This is a genomic window from Streptomyces sp. NBC_00620 (genome assembly GCF_026341825.1).
Lineage (GTDB): Bacteria > Actinomycetota > Actinomycetes > Streptomycetales > Streptomycetaceae > Streptomyces.
In genome coordinates this window covers 262,904-278,251 of the sequence record NZ_JAPENY010000001.1, presented here as the reverse complement: position 1 = coordinate 278,251, position 15,348 = coordinate 262,904, and the positions used below count along the sequence as shown (strand labels likewise).

Genomic DNA, 15,348 nt, shown 5'->3' with positions numbered 1-15,348 from the left:
TCACACAAGCGGAACCCCTGTCCGTATATCGGTCTGCAAACGGCTGCCGAATGTGTGTATTCGAGTCCTCAGCAGCAGCGGAAGCCTTGCCGGGGGTCCTTCTCCTGGCGGTTCGTTCGCATCCGCTCGAACTCGCGCCGGGAGGGTGTGGGGGTGTGGGGGTGGTTCGCTCCGGCGTGCGCGACATAGCGGTCGTACGCGGATTCGTCCGTCAACTCCCTTACGTACCAGCGCACTCCGTCAATGGCTTTGCGTAGCGCCGACCGCATCGAGTTCCTCTGCTTTCTCTTCCTTGGTCGGGATCAGTCCGGCCGGGGCGATGATCTTCGATTCCACGTACGGCGTCTCGGTCAAGGTGGAGAGCGCGGGACGGCGAATGTGACGGATGCAGACCCGGGTCGCGTCCGCGATCACTACGACGACGAGGATGGCGAGGACCGCTGTGAGGACGCCGTCCACCGTGGAGTTGGTGACGACCGTGTGCATGTCGTCCATGGTCTTGGCGGGCGCGAGGACCTCGCCCCTGTCGATGCCGTCCTGGTACACCGAGCGCTGCTTGAAGAAGCCCACTCGCGGGTTGCTGGAGAAGACCTTCTGCCAGCTGGCGGTGAGGGTGACGACCGCGTCCCAGATCAGCGGAATCCCGGTTACCCAGGCCCACTTGAGGCGTCCGGATTTCACCAGGAGTGTCGTGCAGACCGCCAGGGCCACCGCGGCCAGCAGCTGGTTGGAGATGCCGAAGATCGGGAACAGCTGGTTGATGCCGCCGAGTGGTTCGTGGACGCCGACCCAGAGGAAGTAGCCCCACAGGGCGCACACGATGGCGCTGGTGATGAGGAGCCCGGGCTTCCAACTCACCGTCTTGAAGGGCCGGTAGACATTGCCCAGCATGTCCTGGAGCATGAACCGGCCCACGCGCGTGCCGGCGTCCAGGGCGGTCAGGATGAACAGCGCCTCGAACATGATCGCGAAGTGGTACCAGAAGGCGCGCAGGCTCCCCCCGGTGACCTGGGAGAAGATCTCCGAGACGCCCAGGGCGAGGGTGGGTGCACCGCCGGTGCGGGAGAGGAGGGTTGCTTCTTCTACCTGTTCGGCCGCCTTCGCCAGGTCCGCGGGCGAGATGGTGTAGCCGAAGCTCGCGACTGCTTGGGACGCGGATTCGACTGTGGTGCCGATGACCCCGGACGGCGCGTTCATCGCGAAGTACAGGCCCGGGTCGATGATGCAGGCCGCGACCATCGCCATCACGGCGACCGACGACTCCATGAGCATGGAGCCGTAGCCGATCATCCGGATCTGGGTTTCCTTCTGGATCATTTTCGGCGTCGTGCCGCTCGAGATGAGCGAGTGGAAGCCGGAGAGGGCGCCGCAGGCAATCGTGATGAAGACGAACGGGAAGAGTGAGCCCGCGAAGACCGGGCCGTTGCCCTGGGAGGCGAAGTCCGTGACCGGGTCCATTTTGAGTGTCGGCAGCGCGATGACCACGCCCAGGGCGAGCAGCGCGATCGTGCCGATCTTCATGAAGGTGGAGAGGTAGTCGCGGGGTGCCAGGAGCATCCACACGGGCAGGATCGAGGCGATGAAGCCGTACGCCACCATCCAGATGACCAGGGTGGAGGGGGCGAGGGTGAAGGTGTCGGCCCAGGAGGATTCGGCGACCCAGCGGCCCGCGATCAGCGCGAGCAGCAGCAACGCGACGCCGATCAGCGACACTTCGGAGACCCGGCCCGGCCTCAGGACTCGCAGGTAGAAGCCCATCAGCAGCGCGATCGGGATGGTCATCGCGATGGAGAAGGTGCCCCACGGCGACTGCGCGAGCGCGTTGACGATGACCAGGGCGAGTACGCCGAGCAGGATGATCATGATGGCGAAGGTGGCGACCAGCGCGGCGGCCCCGCCGAACGGGCCGATCTCCTCGCGGGCCATCTGTCCGAGCGAACGGCCGTCGCGGCGCGTGGAGAAGAACAGGACGACCATGTCCTGGACCGCGCCCGCGAAGATCACGCCGACGATGATCCAGATGGTGCCGGGCAAGTAGCCCATCTGCGCGGCCAGTACGGGTCCGACGAGCGGGCCCGCGCCCGCGATCGCCGCGAAGTGGTGGCCGAGCAGCACGCGCCGGTCGGTCGGATGGAAGTCGATGCCGTCGTTCAGCCGCTCCGCCGGGGTCGCCCGGGTCTTGTCGAGCTTGAGCACCTTGTAGGCGATGAACTTCGAGTAGAAGCGATAGGCGATGGCGTACGAGCCGAGCGCGGCGGCGACCATCCAGGCGGCCGACACCTCCTCGCCCCGCGACAGCGCGAGTACGGACCAGCCCGCGGCGCTCACCAGCGCGACGAGGGTCCAGATGACGATGGATCGAGTGTTCGCGGTGCGCACCGGGTCGTCCTCCCGTCCATGCGATGACGGGAGGACCGTAGAACAGGAAGAGGAGCAGCGCTACACCTCTTGCACCACGCCAATTGGTTTATTTCCGGGGGTGGTTGATATCGGTTACTCCTGCGGGCGCTTCAGTCGCGCGACGAACTTGTACCGGTCTCCCCGGTACACCGACCGCACCCACTCGACGGGCTCGCCCTGCCGGTCGATCGAGTGGCGGGAGAGCATCAGCATGGGCAGGCCGACGTCGGTGCCGAGCAGGCCGGCCTCGCGCGGGGTGGCCAGCGAGGTCTCGATGGTCTCCTCGGCCTCGGCGAGGTGGACGTCGTACACCTCGGCGAGCGCGGTGTAGAGCGAGGTGTACTTGACGAGTGACCTGCGCAGGGCGGGGAACCTCTTCGCCGACAGGTGGGTCGTCTCGATCGCCATCGGTTCGCCGCTCGCGAGGCGCAGTCGCTCGATGCGCAGGATCCGGCCGCCGGCGGTGATGTCGAGCAGGCCGGCGAGGGTCTCATCGGCGGTGATGTAGCCGATGTCCAGGAGCTGCGAGGTGGGTTCGAGGCCCTGGGCCCGCATGTCCTCGGTGTACGAGGTTAGTTGGAGCGCCTGGGAGACCTTCGGCTTGGCGACGAAGGTGCCCTTGCCCTGGATGCGTTCGAGGCGGCCCTCGACGACCAGCTCCTGAAGGGCCTGGCGCACGGTCGTGCGGGAGGTGTCGAACTCGGCGGCCAGCGTGCGCTCGGGCGGCACCGGGGTGCCCGGCGGGAGCGTCTCCGTCATGTCGAGCAGGTGTTTCTTCAGGCGGTAGTACTTGGGCACGCGCGCGGTACGGATGGGGGCGCCACCCTCGTTCTCCGCACTGCTGACGTCGGTGCTCATGCTCTGCCTTCCCGGCTCCGGGTGCCGAAGCGACCGACATACCCGATCGGCCACGGCTCACATCGTGGCACGGCTTGCCGTGCGAGTGTCCCCCCGCACGCTCCGTGATCCCCTCTATATACCGTCGGCGTTCATGGTTGGTCTAGTCCACCGCGCGGGTACCGGCCGCGTGCGTACGCGAACGGGGCTGCCTGTTATGCCGCTTACCTACTTAAAGGTCTCTGCATATGTCGGTCCCATAACGTCCGACTGGGCGGGCTTACACACCCTTGACACCCCTCTAGGTCTAGGCCAAGCTCCCCGTACTGGTCTACACCATTGGTCCAGGTCCCAGCCCCACGGGCAGTACTCGGCGTGTGTCACGCGGTGGGCAGGGGGGATTGTGGCATCCCTGAGGAGGATGGCGTGAAGCGCAAGCTGATAGCCGCGATCGGTATCGCGGGCATGATGGTTTCCATCGTGGCGTGTGGGGGAGACGACGGCGACAGTGGCGACAAGGCCGCTGCCGACGGTTTCAAGGGCGAGACCCTGACTGTCTGGGCGATGGACGGCTCGACGCCTCCCGGCTGGACCAAGGACCTGACGGCGGCCTTCGAGAAGCAGACCGGCGCCACGCTGAAGTTCGAGACGCAGCAGTGGAACGGCATCCAGCAGAAGATCACCACGGCGCTCTCCGAGGAGAACCCGCCGGACGTCCTTGAGGTCGGCAACACCCAGACCCCCGCCTACGCGGCCACCGGCGGTCTCGCCGACCTGAGTGACCTCAAGTCGGAGATCGGCACCGACTGGACCGAGGCCCTCAACGCCTCCTCCGTCTTCGACGGCAAGCAGTACGCGGCCCCGTGGTACTTCGCCAACCGCGTCGTCATCTACAACAAGAAGGTCTGGGCCGACGCCGGCATCACGGACACCCCGAAGACCCGCGACGAGTTCTTCAAGGACCTCGAGGCGATCGAGAGCAAGACCGACGCCGAGCCGATCTACCTGCCCGGCCAGAACTGGTACTTCTTCGACGGCCTGACCATCGGTCAGGGTGCCGACCTGGTCAAGAAGGACGGCGACAAGTACGTCTCCAACCTTGCGGACCCGAAGGTCACCGCGGCCATGGAGCTCTACAAGAAGTACCAGGCCTTCTCCAAGGCCCCCAAGGACAAGGACGAGGCGACCCCGCAGCAGGCCGAGGTCTTCGCCAAGGGCAACGTCGGCGCCTTCATCGGCATGGGCTGGGAGGCCGGCACGGCCATCACCGCCAACAAGGCCATCGAGAAGGACATCGGCTACTTCACCATCCCGGGTGAGACGGCCGACAAGCCCGAGGGTGTTTTTCTCGGTGGCTCCAACTTCGCGGTCGCCGCGGGCAGCAAGAAGCAGGAGCTCGCCCAGGAGTTCCTGAAGCTGGCCCTGTCCGACAAGTTCGAGGGCGCGCTCGCCAAGGAGAACGGCGTCATCCCGAACAAGGAGTCGCTGCAGTCCAACCTCTCGGCCAACCCCGCCGCCGTGGCCGCCGCCCCGGCCGCGGCCTTCGGTGGCACCACGCCGCTGATCCCCGCGTGGGCCGCCGTGGAGAACGACCCGAACCCGATCAAGTCCTACATGACCGCCGTGCTGAACGGTAAGTCGCCCGCCGAGGCGGCCGCACAGGTCGAGGACGAGATCAACAAGCGTCTCTCGCAGACGAGCTGATCGCCCGCGCACCGGGGCGCCTCCCATCGGGGGCGCCCCGGCGCCGTGGTGCATGACCAGTAGGGCCACAGAGAGATGGCGAGCATGTCAGTGCAGACCGAACGCACGGACGCGGTCCCGGCGGCCGGGATCAGCAAGACCGATGCACCCCCTCCGGGAGAGGGACAGAACCGGACGGGTAAGCGAGGCGGCGCGTCCGCCCCCTATCTGCTCCTGCTGCCCGCGTTGGCGGCCACCGTGGTCTTCCTCGGCTGGCCCCTGGTGAAGAACGGCCTGCTGTCGTTCCAGAACCTCAACCCGCGGCAGTTGATCCTCCACCTGACCGAGTGGAACGGGATCGACAACTACCAAGAGGTCCTGTCCGGCTCCGAATTCTGGAAGGTCGTCGCACGGACGGTCGTCTTCACCGCCGTCAACGTCGTCCTCATCATGGTGCTCGGCACCCTCATCGGCCTGCTCCTGGCCCGGCTCGGCAAGCGCATGAGGCTGACGCTGCTGCTCGGTCTGGTCCTTGCCTGGGCGATGCCCATGCTCGCGGCCACCACCGTCTACCAGTGGCTCTTCGCCCAGCGCTTCGGCGTCGTCAACTGGATCCTGGACAAGCTCGGCTGGCACTCCATGGCCGACTACAACTGGTTCGGCACCCAGTTCTCCACCTTCTCCGTGGTCACCCTGCTGATCGTCTGGCAGTCCATCCCCTTCGTGGCGATCAACCTCTACGCCGCGACGACCACGATCCCCAAGGAGCTGTACGAGGCCGCCTCGCTGGACGGCGCCGGCGCCTGGACGTCCTTCACCTCGGTGACCTTCCCGTTCCTGCGGCCGTTCCTGTGGGCGACGACGTTCCTCGAGATCATCTGGGTCTTCAAGTCGTTCGCGCAGCTCTTCGCGATCAACAGGGGCGGCCCCGACCGGCTCACCGAGACCCTGCCGGTCTACGCCTTCGTCGAAGGCGTCGGCAACCAGCACTTCGGCATGGGTGCGGCGATCTCGTTCCTCACCATCCTGACCCTGCTGGCCCTGACCGCGTACTACCTGCGCACCGTCATCAAGCAGGAGGAGGACGAACTGTGAAGCGTTCCCTGATCAGTCGTGTGTGGCCCAACGCGACGGCGCTCGTCCTCTTCGCGATCTGCGCGTTCCCCGTGTACTGGATGTTCGCCACGGCCTTCAAGCCGACCGGCGACATCATCTCCGAGGACCCCGTCTTCTTCCCGACCGACGCGACCCTCGAGCACTTCAAGACGGCCATGGACGCGGACCACTTCTGGACCCTGGTCGGCAACTCCCTGACGGTCACGGTGCTTTCGGTGCTGATGTCGCTCGTCATCGCGCTGCTCGCGTCCTTCGCGCTCGCACGCATGCGGTTCAAGGGGCGGCGCGGCTTCATCCTCACCTTCATGATCGCGCAGATGGCGCCCTGGGAGGTCATGGTCATCGCGATCTACATGATCGTGCGCGACGCCGACCTGCTGAACAGCCTGGTCTCGCTGACCTTCTTCTACATGATCATGGTGCTGCCCTTCACCATCCTGACGCTGCGCGGGTACGTCGCCGCCGTGCCGAAGGAACTCGAGGAGTCGGCCATGGTCGACGGCTGCACCCGCACCCAGGCCTTCATAAAGGTGATCTTCCCGCTGCTCGCGCCCGGCCTGATGGCCACCTCGCTCTTCGGGTTCATCACCGCCTGGAACGAGTTCCCGCTGGTCCTCATTCTCAACAAGGACATCGAGTCCCAGACCCTCCCGCTGTGGCTGTCCAGCTTCCGGACGGTCTTCGGGGACGACTGGGGGGCCACGATGGCGGCGTCCTCGCTCTTCGCCATACCGATCCTGATCCTCTTCGTCTTCCTTCAGCGCAAGGCCGTCAGTGGTCTCACCTCAGGCGCTGTGAAGGGATAACGCCGCACGATGACGACAATCGCCAGTGGTACGGACACACTCACGCGCGACGCGCTGACCGTCCTCCAGCCCGGCTTCACAGGGACCACGGCCCCCGACTGGCTGCTCCGCCGCCTGGGGGAGGGCCTGGCCTCGGTCGGCCTGTTCGGCCGCAACATCGCCTCACCCGACCAACTCGCCGCCCTGACCGCCCAGTTGCGTGCCGAACGGGACGACGTGCTCGTCGCCATCGACGAGGAGGGCGGCGACGTCACCCGACTCGAGGTGCGCACCGGCTCCTCCTTCCCCGGCAATCACGCGCTGGGGGCGGTGGACGATGTCGTGTTGACACGTGACGTCGCCTTCGAGCTCGGCCGCCGCCTGGCCGCGTGCGGGGTGAACCTCAACTGGGCACCGTCGGCGGACGTGAACTCGAACCCGGACAACCCCGTGATCGGCGTACGCTCCTTCGGCGCCGACACCGACCTGGTGGCCCGGCACACGGCCGCCTACGTCACCGGCCTCCAGGCGGCGGGCGTCGCGGCCTGCACCAAGCACTTCCCCGGGCACGGCGACACCGCGGTCGACTCGCACCACGCGCTGCCGCGCATCGATGCCGACCTGTCGGTGCTCGACGCCCGCGAACTCGCCCCGTTCCGGGCCGCGATCGCCGCGGGCACACGTGCGGTGATGAGTGCGCACATCCTGGTCCCGGCGCTGGATCCCGACCTCCCTGCCACCCTTTCCCGGCGCATCCTCACCGGTCTGCTCCGCGAGGAACTCGGCTACGACGGGCTCATCGTCACCGACGGCATGGAGATGCAGGCCATCGCCGCGGTCTACGGCATCGAACGCGGTAGCGTCCTCGCCATCGCCGCCGGAGCCGACGCGATCTGCGTCGGCGGGGGCCTGGCGGACGACGACACCGTACGTCTCCTGCGCGACGCCCTCGTCTCGGCGGTCCGCACCGGCGAACTCCCCGAGGAACGCCTCGCGGACGCGGCGGCACGCGTACGGGCGCTTGCCCAATGGACCGCCTCCGCGGCTCGCGCGGCCTCGTCGGGTTCCGCCGAGTCGGGGGCGGCCGGTGACTCGGAGGTACAGCGCGAGGTCGGACTCGTCGCCGCCCGCCGCGCGTTGACGGTGACGTACGCCGAGGCGTACGTCCCGATCACCGACGCGCCGTACGTCGCCGCCCTCACCCCCGTTGCGAACATCGCCGTCGGCGAAGAAACCCCCTGGGGTGTGGCCGCGGAACTCACCCGCCTGCTCCCCGGCACGGAGACCGGCAGCTTCACGGGCGAGGACGCCGGCACGGTGGCCCTCTCCGTCGCGGGCGCCCGCCGCATCGTCGCCGTCGTCCGCGACGAACACCGCCACCCCTGGATGGCGACGGCCCTCGACGCTCTCCTCGCCGCCCGCCCCGACACGATCGTGGTCGAAATGGGCGTACCTCAGGCCCCGTCGCGAGGCGCCCTCCACATCGCCACGCACGGAGCCGCAAGCGTGTGCGGCCGGGCGGCGGCCGAGGTCATCGCGGGGGAGCAGCGGGAGCAGCAGGAGTAGCTGGAGCAGGCTGAGCAACTGGAGTCAGGGGACCAGCGGGGGGACGGGGTAGGGGAGTGACCTCCTACCCCGTATGCACGAAGAATGCCGGGCCGACCACAGGGGGGCGGCCCGGCATTCTTCGTGCAACTGCGTCCGTGCAACTGCGTTCGTGCGGCATGCGTTCGTGCGGCCTGCGGCCAGGCAGGTGCTAAATGCCCTGCCAGTCCGGCTTGTTGGCGAACGTGTGCCGGAAGTAGTCCGCGAGCTTCAGCTTGGACGCGGCCGCCTCGTCCACGACGACGGTGGCGTGCCGGTGGAGCTGGAGCGCCGAGGCCGGGCACACCGCGGCCACCGGCCCCTCCACGGTCGCCGCGACCGCGTCCGCCTTGCCCTCGCCCGTCGCGAGCAGCACCAGGTGCCGCGCCTCGAGAATCGTGCCGATGCCCTGCGTGATGACATGGTGCGGCACCTGCTCGATGTCGCCCTCGAAGAACCGCGCGTTGTCGACCCGGGTCTGCTCGGTCAGTGTCTTGATCCGGGTCCGTGAGGCGAGCGAGGAGCACGGCTCGTTGAACCCGATGTGCCCGTCGGTCCCGATCCCCAGCAGCTGGAGATCGACCCCGCCGGCCGAGGCCAGCGCCGCGTCGTACGCCTCGCACGCGGCCCGCACGTCCTTGGCGGTGCCGTCCGGTCCCAGGAACGCGTCCAGGCCCAGCCCGAGCGGTTCGAGCACCTCCCGGCGCAGCACCGACCGGTACGACTCGGGATGTTCGGCGGGCAGCCCCACGTACTCGTCGAGTTGTGCGATCCGCGCCCGCGAGACGTCCACCGCATTGGCGCCCGCCTTGGCCGCCAGCGCCTGGTAAATGGGCAGCGGGGTCGAGCCGGTCGCCACGCCGAGCAGGGCGTCGGGCTTGCGTCGGAGCAGCTCCGCCATGGCCTCGGCGATCAGCTCGCCGCCCGCCTTGGCGTCCGGGACGATGACAACTTCCACGCTGGGCCTGCCGATCTGGAGAGAAGAGAAGGGGACTCAACTGGGACCCGGAGGGGGCACGTATGGTTTAGACCAATCTAACAGAGTTGCCTCCGAGGAGCCCGTGGGGCCGCCTTCCTTCAGGGCGACGCGCAACCCTAGGTGAGCGAACCCCCGGTCGCGTCCACCCAGCTCCCCGTCACCCACCGCCCCGCGTCCGAGGCCAGGAACGCCACCACGTCCGCCACCGCCGCCGGTGTCCCCACCTGGCCCAGTGCCGATATCGCCGCGGCCTGCGCCCATGCCTCGTCGCTCGCGCGCAGGAACCCGGCGTTGCTTTCGGTGTCGATGATGCCCGGCGCCACCGAGTTCACCGTGATGCCCCGGGGGCCGAGGACCTTGGACAGGTCCCGGGTGAAGACATCCAGGGCGCCCTTCGTCATCGCGTACGCCATCTTGTCCGGCATCACCGCGGTCCGCGCGAGCCCCGAGGAGATGTTGATGACCCGCCCGCCGTCGCGCAGCCGGCCGAGGCCGTGCTTGACGATGAAGTGGGGCGCCTTCACGTTCACCGCGAAGACCCTGTCGTACTCCTGCTCGTCGATCTCGCCGAGCGCCCGTGACGTGCCTATCCCGGCGTTGTTCACCAGGATGTCCACCTCGTCCGCGTGCCGGTCGAAGGCCTCCCAGAGGGCCTCGGCGTCGCCCGGCCGCCCGAGCTCCACCCCGATCGTGAACGCCGATCCGCCGGCCGCCTCGATCGCGGCGACCGTCTGCTTCGCGGCCGTCTCATCGCTGCCGTAGTGCACGGCCACCCGCGCTCCGTCGCCGCCCAGCCGCTCGGCGATGGCCCGCCCGATGCCCCTGCTCCCGCCCGTGACCAGTGCCGTCCTGCCCGTGCGCACACTCATGCCGACGCCCCCTTCGCATTTCACTAGTGGTCGCTACAGAAAAAAACCGTACAACAGCCCGCCGACATTTCTCTAGTACCCGCTATAAAATCCATCCCATGGTGAGCAGGCAGGTGGACGCGCAGCAGACCGAGCGCGACGGCGGCACGGCCAAGGCGGCGATCAAGCAACGCGGCCGCCCCCGTTCCTTCGACCGCGAAACCGCGCTGGAGAAGGCGATCCTCGCCTTCTGGGAGCACGGGTACGAGGCGACCTCCGTCTCCGACCTCACCCGCGTCATGGGCATCGGAGCACCGAGTCTGTACGCGGCGTTCGGCGACAAGCGGTCGCTCTTCGACGAGGTCGTCCGTGTGTACGGCACGAGGTACGGCTCGTTCGGCGACCGCGCGCTCGCCGAGGAACCCACGGCGCGCGCCGCGGTGGAGCGGATGCTGCGCGAGGCCGCCGCCGAGTACACCGACCCGGACCACCCGCACGGCTGCCTGGTCGTCCACGCGGCCACCAACTGCACGTCGCCCGAGGTCGAGGCCTCCCTGCGTGAGCTGCGCAACGCCAACATCGCCGCGTTCGAGACTCGTGTGAAAGCGGGGATCGCCGCAGGCGAGCTGCCCCCGGAGACCGATGCGTCCGCCCTCGCCCGGCACACCGGCGCGATGATCCAGGGGATGTCCCAGCAGGCCCGGGACGGAGCCACCAGGGAGGACCTGGAAGCCCTCGCCGAACTCGCCATGGCGGTGTGGCCCCCGTCATGAACCTGGATGGCGCCAATCCGGCCCGTTCATGAACCGATGCGGGTTAGTCTGCGTGAGGGGCGATGTTGGATGTTGGACAGAAATACAACAAACATCGTCGACCCATGGACAGACGGCACCTGCACGCAGGACCATGGTCTAGTCCACAGTGCTCGGCCGTGGGTATCGTAGGCAGAGCATCGAACTGAACAAGCCTCCGTCTTCCCCGCACAGGAAGACGGACCGAGGAACCGGGCTCTCTGCCCTGACTGCTCCGGCTCCTCTCTTCGGCCGATCGGGACCGCACACCCCGTGGCCGTTGTTGCTCCGGGCTGCGGTGCCGGGAGGGCTGAGGGTCCCTCTCAGGCGCCGCGGCCCGCGGGTGTTTCCGGGCCCGGGCCGGCTCCCGGTGGTGCGTACTGGAGACGCTGGTCGCCCCCTGCGGGTGGCTGATTTCGGAGGCTGTCGTATACGCCGGGTACGCTCGCACATGTGCCCTCCATGAACGACCTCGTACGCCAGCACACCGCCCTCGGTGACTCCGACCTCGAGTGGCTGCATCTGCTGGTCTCGGAGTGGCAGTTGCTCTCCGACCTCTCCTTCGCCGACCTCGTCCTGTGGGTCCCCACGCGCGACGGCACCCGCTATGTCTCCGTGGCCCAGATGCGCCCCAACACCGGCCCGACCTCGTACCAGGACGACATGGTCGGCCACCTCGTCCCCCGTGGCCGCCGCCCCCTGCTGGACGTCGCGCTCGACGAGGGCCGGATCGTGCGCGAGGGCGACCCGGAGTGGCGTGAGGAGGTTCCCGTACGGGTCGAGTCCATTCCCGTACGACGGGAGGGGCGCGTCCTCGGTGTCATCGCCCGCAACACCAACCTCCTCACCGTGCGCACCCCGAGCCGACTGGAGCTGACGTACCTCCAGAGTGCCTCCGATCTCGCCCAGATGATCGCGGCGGGCTCCTTCCCCTTCCCCGACCAGCAGGTCGACATGGACGCCTCGCCGCGTGTCGGCGACGGACTGATCCGCCTCGACGCGGACGGGATCGTCCAGTACGCGTCCCCGAACGCGCTGTCGGCGTACCACCGCCTCGGCCTGGCCTCCGACCTGGTGGGGCACAACCTCGGCTCGACCACGGCCGAACTCGCCCCGTCCAGGGGGCCGGTGGACGAGGCGCTGGCCAAGGTCGCCAGTGGCTGGGCGCCCCGCGAGTTCGAGATCGAGAGCGAGGACGGGGTGATCCAGCTGCGGGCTATCCCGCTCAAGCCCAAGGGCACGCGCGTCGGTTCCCTGGTGCTGCTGCGTGATGTGACCGAACTGCGGCGCCGCGAGCGCGAGTTGATCACCAAGGACGCGACCATCCGGGAGATTCACCACCGGGTGAAGAACAACCTCCAGACGGTGGCGGCCCTGCTGCGGCTCCAGGCCAGGCGGATCGAGTCGGACCGGGGCCGGGAAGCCCTGGAGGAAGCCGTACGCCGGGTCGGATCGATCGCGATCGTGCACGAGACGCTGTCCCAGAACCTGGACGAGCGGGTGGAGTTCGACGAGATCGCCGACCGGGTGCTCGCCATGGTCGCCGAGATCTCGCCCGGCAAGGTGATCGGCCGGCGCACCGGCCGCTTCGGGATCCTGGACGCCGAGGTCGCGACCCCGCTCTCCATGGTCCTCACCGAAATCCTGCAGAACGCCCTGGAGCACGGCTTCCGCGAGGGCGACCGAGGCACGGTCGAGGTCTCGGCGGTCCGCGGCGGCTCCACCAAGGACGCCCGGCTCCTGGTCACCGTCCAGGACGACGGGGTCGGACTCCCCGAGGGCTTCGACCCGCACCGCTCGGGAAACCTGGGGCTTCAGATCGTACGGACACTGGTGGAGGGCGAGTTGGGCGGAACCTTCGACATGGTCGCGGCACCGGAACGCGGTACGCAGGTGATCCTGGACATCCCGGTACGGGCGAACAAGTAGCCGACAGCGACACACAACCGACCCACACCTGCACGCAATCCACGCACACGCAAACAGGTGCAACGGCCCAGCGGCGCAAGGGCACATGACAGTGGCCCCGGACCGAAGTCCGGGGCCACTGCTTACGCTGCTATGCGCATTGGGGGTCCTGCGCGCTGCGGCTCGGGGGCGGGAGATGCGTACTCGCTGTACGCGCCGCCAAGCTCAGGCTCGTTGCGGGGTGGAACGTCAGGCGGTGGCCTGACGGGCTCGGTTGCGGGCGGCGCGGCGCTTCATCGCGCGACGCTCGTCCTCGCTGAGGCCACCCCAGACGCCGGAGTCCTGGCCGGACTCGAGCGCCCACTGCAGGCACTGCTCCATGACGGGGCAGCGGCGGCAGACGGCCTTGGCTTCCTCGATCTGCAGCAGCGCAGGACCGGTGTTGCCGATGGGGAAGAAGAGCTCGGGGTCTTCCTCGCGGCAAACGGCGTTGTGACGCCAGTCCATGGCTGCTACCTCTCCTTGGTATTACATGCACGTTGCTTGTGAATGTGAACGCTTTCACGAATCCCTCAACAAGTGAAGGGCCGACTGTCAGATGACCTGACGTGGTCCTGAGTTTTGAGGAGGGGTTCTGGCTCTCTGTGGGGCCGATGTTGCGGGCCGTCCCGAGCGCCACGTAGAGACTCGCAAACCTCAGCGGCGGATACAACCCCTTCAGGAAAGTTTTTTTTGATTCCTCGGTGTCGACTAGGTCACAGCCGTACTTCCATGGGGTGGACCCTGGTCTAAACGTTCGAGTGAAAGGACTTTGGGCCCTTCCGCTCACACAATCACACGCAGTGCACGGCGTACGCCTGTGAACGTCACGCTCGTACGCAGTCCGAGGTGGTCGCCGTCCATCTGGAGGGGGAGCGGCACCTTCGAATGCAAGGTGAAGTCCGTCAGATCGTGCAGGGACACCGCATGCCTGCCATGGGGTCCGCGCTCGGGGGACGAAGTGAGCAACTGGGTGGCATACCGGGCAACCGCGGCGGTCGACATGCGGCTGAGGCCGAGTACGTCGAGCCCGGTATCGAACGAGGCCTTAGGTGAGGCGTACACCGGACGATTGCCGAGAAACGTCCACGGTGAGGTGTTGCAGATTATGGACAGGATCAGATCGGTGACCGGGTCCTGGCCGGGACGCTCCAGGGTGATCGTGCCGTGCCTGCGGTGAGGATCGTCCAAAAACTGCCGTAGTACTTGGCGCAAATAGAGGGCGTGCGTGGAGCGCTTGCCGCGCTCACGCTGCTGCTCGACCCTGCCGATCACACCCGCGTCGAACCCGAGCCCCGCGCAGAAGGTGAACCAGCGGGACGGCACGGACTCGTCCTCGGTGCCCGGGGTGCCGGCGGCGAGGCCCAGGCCGATCGTGCGCTCGCGCTCCTCGCGCAGCGCGTCCAGCAGGGCGCCGGTGGCTTCCACGGCGTCGTTGGGCAGGCCGAGGGCGCGGGCGAAGACGTTGGTGGAGCCGCCGGGGACCACCGCGAGACGGGGCAGGCTCTCCGGATCGGGGCCGTTGTGCAGCAGGCCGTTCACGACCTCGTTGACCGTTCCGTCGCCGCCGAGCGCGACGACCAGGTCTATGTCCTCGCTGTCGGCTGCCTGCCTGCCGAGGTCCCTGGCATGCCCGCGGTACTCGGTGGTGACCGCCTCCAGCTTCATCTCACTGGCCAGCGCGTGGATCAAGACGTCACGCGTGCGCGCGCTTGTGGTGGTTGCTGCCGGATTGACCACGAGAAGTGCACGCATGAGTTGCAGCGTACCTACTGGGGGGTACTCGGCCCAGCCCGAGGTAGGGATCAAGTAAGAGTCCAGGCCGTGAGGCCTGCCACGTGGAGCGGGGGCGGGTCCGGGACGGGGGCTGGGGTGCGCGGAGGCCGACGGCTACTCTTCAGGGGTGAGCCGTGAGCAGAATCCGACCCCCGACGTCCCCACCGCAGACCCCCGTCCCGGGCGGCTGACCGCAGCGGCGGCGCTGGCCGCGATCGAGGGGCTCGCCCTGGCCGCGGGCGGTCTCTATGTGCTCGTACTGGGCCTCACCGGCGAATCCGAAGACCGGCAGCAGGCCGTCACCGGCGGCGTGACACTGCTCGTACTCGCGCTGCTGCCCCTGCTGGCCGCGCGCGGACTGCTGCTGCGCCGCAGCTGGAGCCGGGGCCCCGCGGTGGTCACCCAGATCATGGCGCTGCCCGTCGCCTACAACCTGCTCCAGGCCGACAGCGTCGCGATCCCCGCCGGCATCGCCCTGGCGGTCGTCGCGATCGCGGCACTGGTGCTGCTGGTGAACCCCGCGACGACCCGGGCACTGGGCATCCAGGGCCCCGGCCGCGTCGAGGAACCGAAGTAACGGACCCGCAGAACCCCGTGCCGCG

The 15,348-nt window shown here is 68.0% G+C and carries 14 protein-coding genes; 7 read left to right on the top strand and 7 right to left on the bottom strand.

Annotation, left to right across the window (positions count from 1 at the left end; genetic code table 11):
- Positions 1-68: 68 nt before the first annotated feature.
- From OG246_RS01220 to OG246_RS01210, 3 genes are all read right to left on the bottom strand, one after another.
- Positions 69-269 carry a YbdD/YjiX family protein gene (locus OG246_RS01220; protein ID WP_266454501.1) on the bottom strand — a complete coding sequence of 67 codons (201 nt, stop codon included), beginning with the start codon at positions 267-269 and terminating at the stop codon, positions 69-71.
- Positions 241-2,379 (bottom strand): carbon starvation CstA family protein, encoded by a 2,139-nt coding sequence (locus OG246_RS01215; protein WP_266454500.1) that lies wholly within the window; start codon positions 2,377-2,379, stop codon positions 241-243. The genes OG246_RS01220 and OG246_RS01215 overlap by 29 nt, the downstream gene beginning before the upstream one ends.
- A gap of 114 nt (positions 2,380-2,493) precedes the next feature.
- Positions 2,494-3,258, bottom strand: coding sequence for a GntR family transcriptional regulator (locus OG246_RS01210; RefSeq protein WP_266454498.1), 765 nt, complete (start codon positions 3,256-3,258; stop codon positions 2,494-2,496).
- Positions 3,259-3,663: 405 nt separating this feature from the next.
- Between OG246_RS01210 and OG246_RS01205 the strand changes: the two genes are divergently transcribed.
- From OG246_RS01205 to OG246_RS01190, 4 genes are all read left to right on the top strand, one after another.
- A complete protein-coding gene (locus OG246_RS01205) occupies positions 3,664-4,941 on the top strand; it encodes an extracellular solute-binding protein (RefSeq protein WP_266454496.1) in 1,278 nt (425 codons plus the stop codon).
- A gap of 84 nt (positions 4,942-5,025) precedes the next feature.
- Positions 5,026-6,015: a carbohydrate ABC transporter permease gene (locus OG246_RS01200; RefSeq protein WP_266454495.1), complete on the top strand. Its 990-nt coding sequence runs from the start codon at positions 5,026-5,028 to the stop codon at positions 6,013-6,015.
- Positions 6,012-6,842 (top strand): carbohydrate ABC transporter permease, encoded by an 831-nt coding sequence (locus tag OG246_RS01195; protein WP_266454493.1) that lies wholly within the window; start codon positions 6,012-6,014, stop codon positions 6,840-6,842. Before OG246_RS01200 ends, OG246_RS01195 begins: the two co-directional genes overlap by 4 nt.
- Positions 6,843-6,851: 9 nt before the next feature.
- The gene (locus OG246_RS01190; RefSeq protein ID WP_266454491.1) at positions 6,852-8,387 is read left to right on the top strand and encodes a glycoside hydrolase family 3 protein; all 1,536 of its coding nucleotides are present in this window, start codon (positions 6,852-6,854) and stop codon (positions 8,385-8,387) included.
- Between the two features lie 190 nt (positions 8,388-8,577).
- Here OG246_RS01190 and nagB read toward each other — a convergent pair whose 3' ends face one another.
- Complete coding sequence (gene nagB / locus OG246_RS01185; RefSeq protein ID WP_266454489.1) at positions 8,578-9,363, bottom strand: glucosamine-6-phosphate deaminase; 786 nt, start codon at positions 9,361-9,363, stop codon at positions 8,578-8,580.
- A 137-nt stretch (positions 9,364-9,500) separates the two neighbouring features.
- Entirely contained in the window at positions 9,501-10,253 is a 753-nt protein-coding gene (locus OG246_RS01180) for an SDR family oxidoreductase (RefSeq protein ID WP_266454488.1), read from the bottom strand.
- 98 nt (positions 10,254-10,351) lie between these two features.
- Between OG246_RS01180 and OG246_RS01175 the strand changes: the two genes are divergently transcribed.
- Both OG246_RS01175 and OG246_RS01170 read left to right on the top strand, forming a co-directional pair.
- Positions 10,352-11,005, top strand: coding sequence for a TetR/AcrR family transcriptional regulator (locus OG246_RS01175; RefSeq protein ID WP_266454485.1), 654 nt, complete (start codon positions 10,352-10,354; stop codon positions 11,003-11,005).
- Positions 11,006-11,485: 480 nt separating this feature from the next.
- A complete protein-coding gene (locus OG246_RS01170; RefSeq protein ID WP_266463751.1) occupies positions 11,486-12,952 on the top strand; it encodes a PAS domain-containing sensor histidine kinase in 1,467 nt (488 codons plus the stop codon).
- Between the two features lie 228 nt (positions 12,953-13,180).
- On the opposite strand, the gene OG246_RS01165 is transcribed toward OG246_RS01170, so the two are convergent.
- A complete protein-coding gene (locus OG246_RS01165; RefSeq protein WP_006380970.1) occupies positions 13,181-13,438 on the bottom strand; it encodes a WhiB family transcriptional regulator in 258 nt (85 codons plus the stop codon).
- A 318-nt stretch (positions 13,439-13,756) separates the two neighbouring features.
- Positions 13,757-14,725, bottom strand: coding sequence for a diacylglycerol kinase family protein (locus OG246_RS01160; protein ID WP_266454483.1), 969 nt, complete (start codon positions 14,723-14,725; stop codon positions 13,757-13,759).
- A gap of 148 nt (positions 14,726-14,873) precedes the next feature.
- Here OG246_RS01160 and OG246_RS01155 point away from each other — a divergent pair, with 148 nt between their 5' ends.
- A complete protein-coding gene (locus OG246_RS01155; RefSeq protein WP_266454480.1) occupies positions 14,874-15,323 on the top strand; it encodes a hypothetical protein in 450 nt (149 codons plus the stop codon).
- Positions 15,324-15,348: the final 25 nt, after the last annotated feature.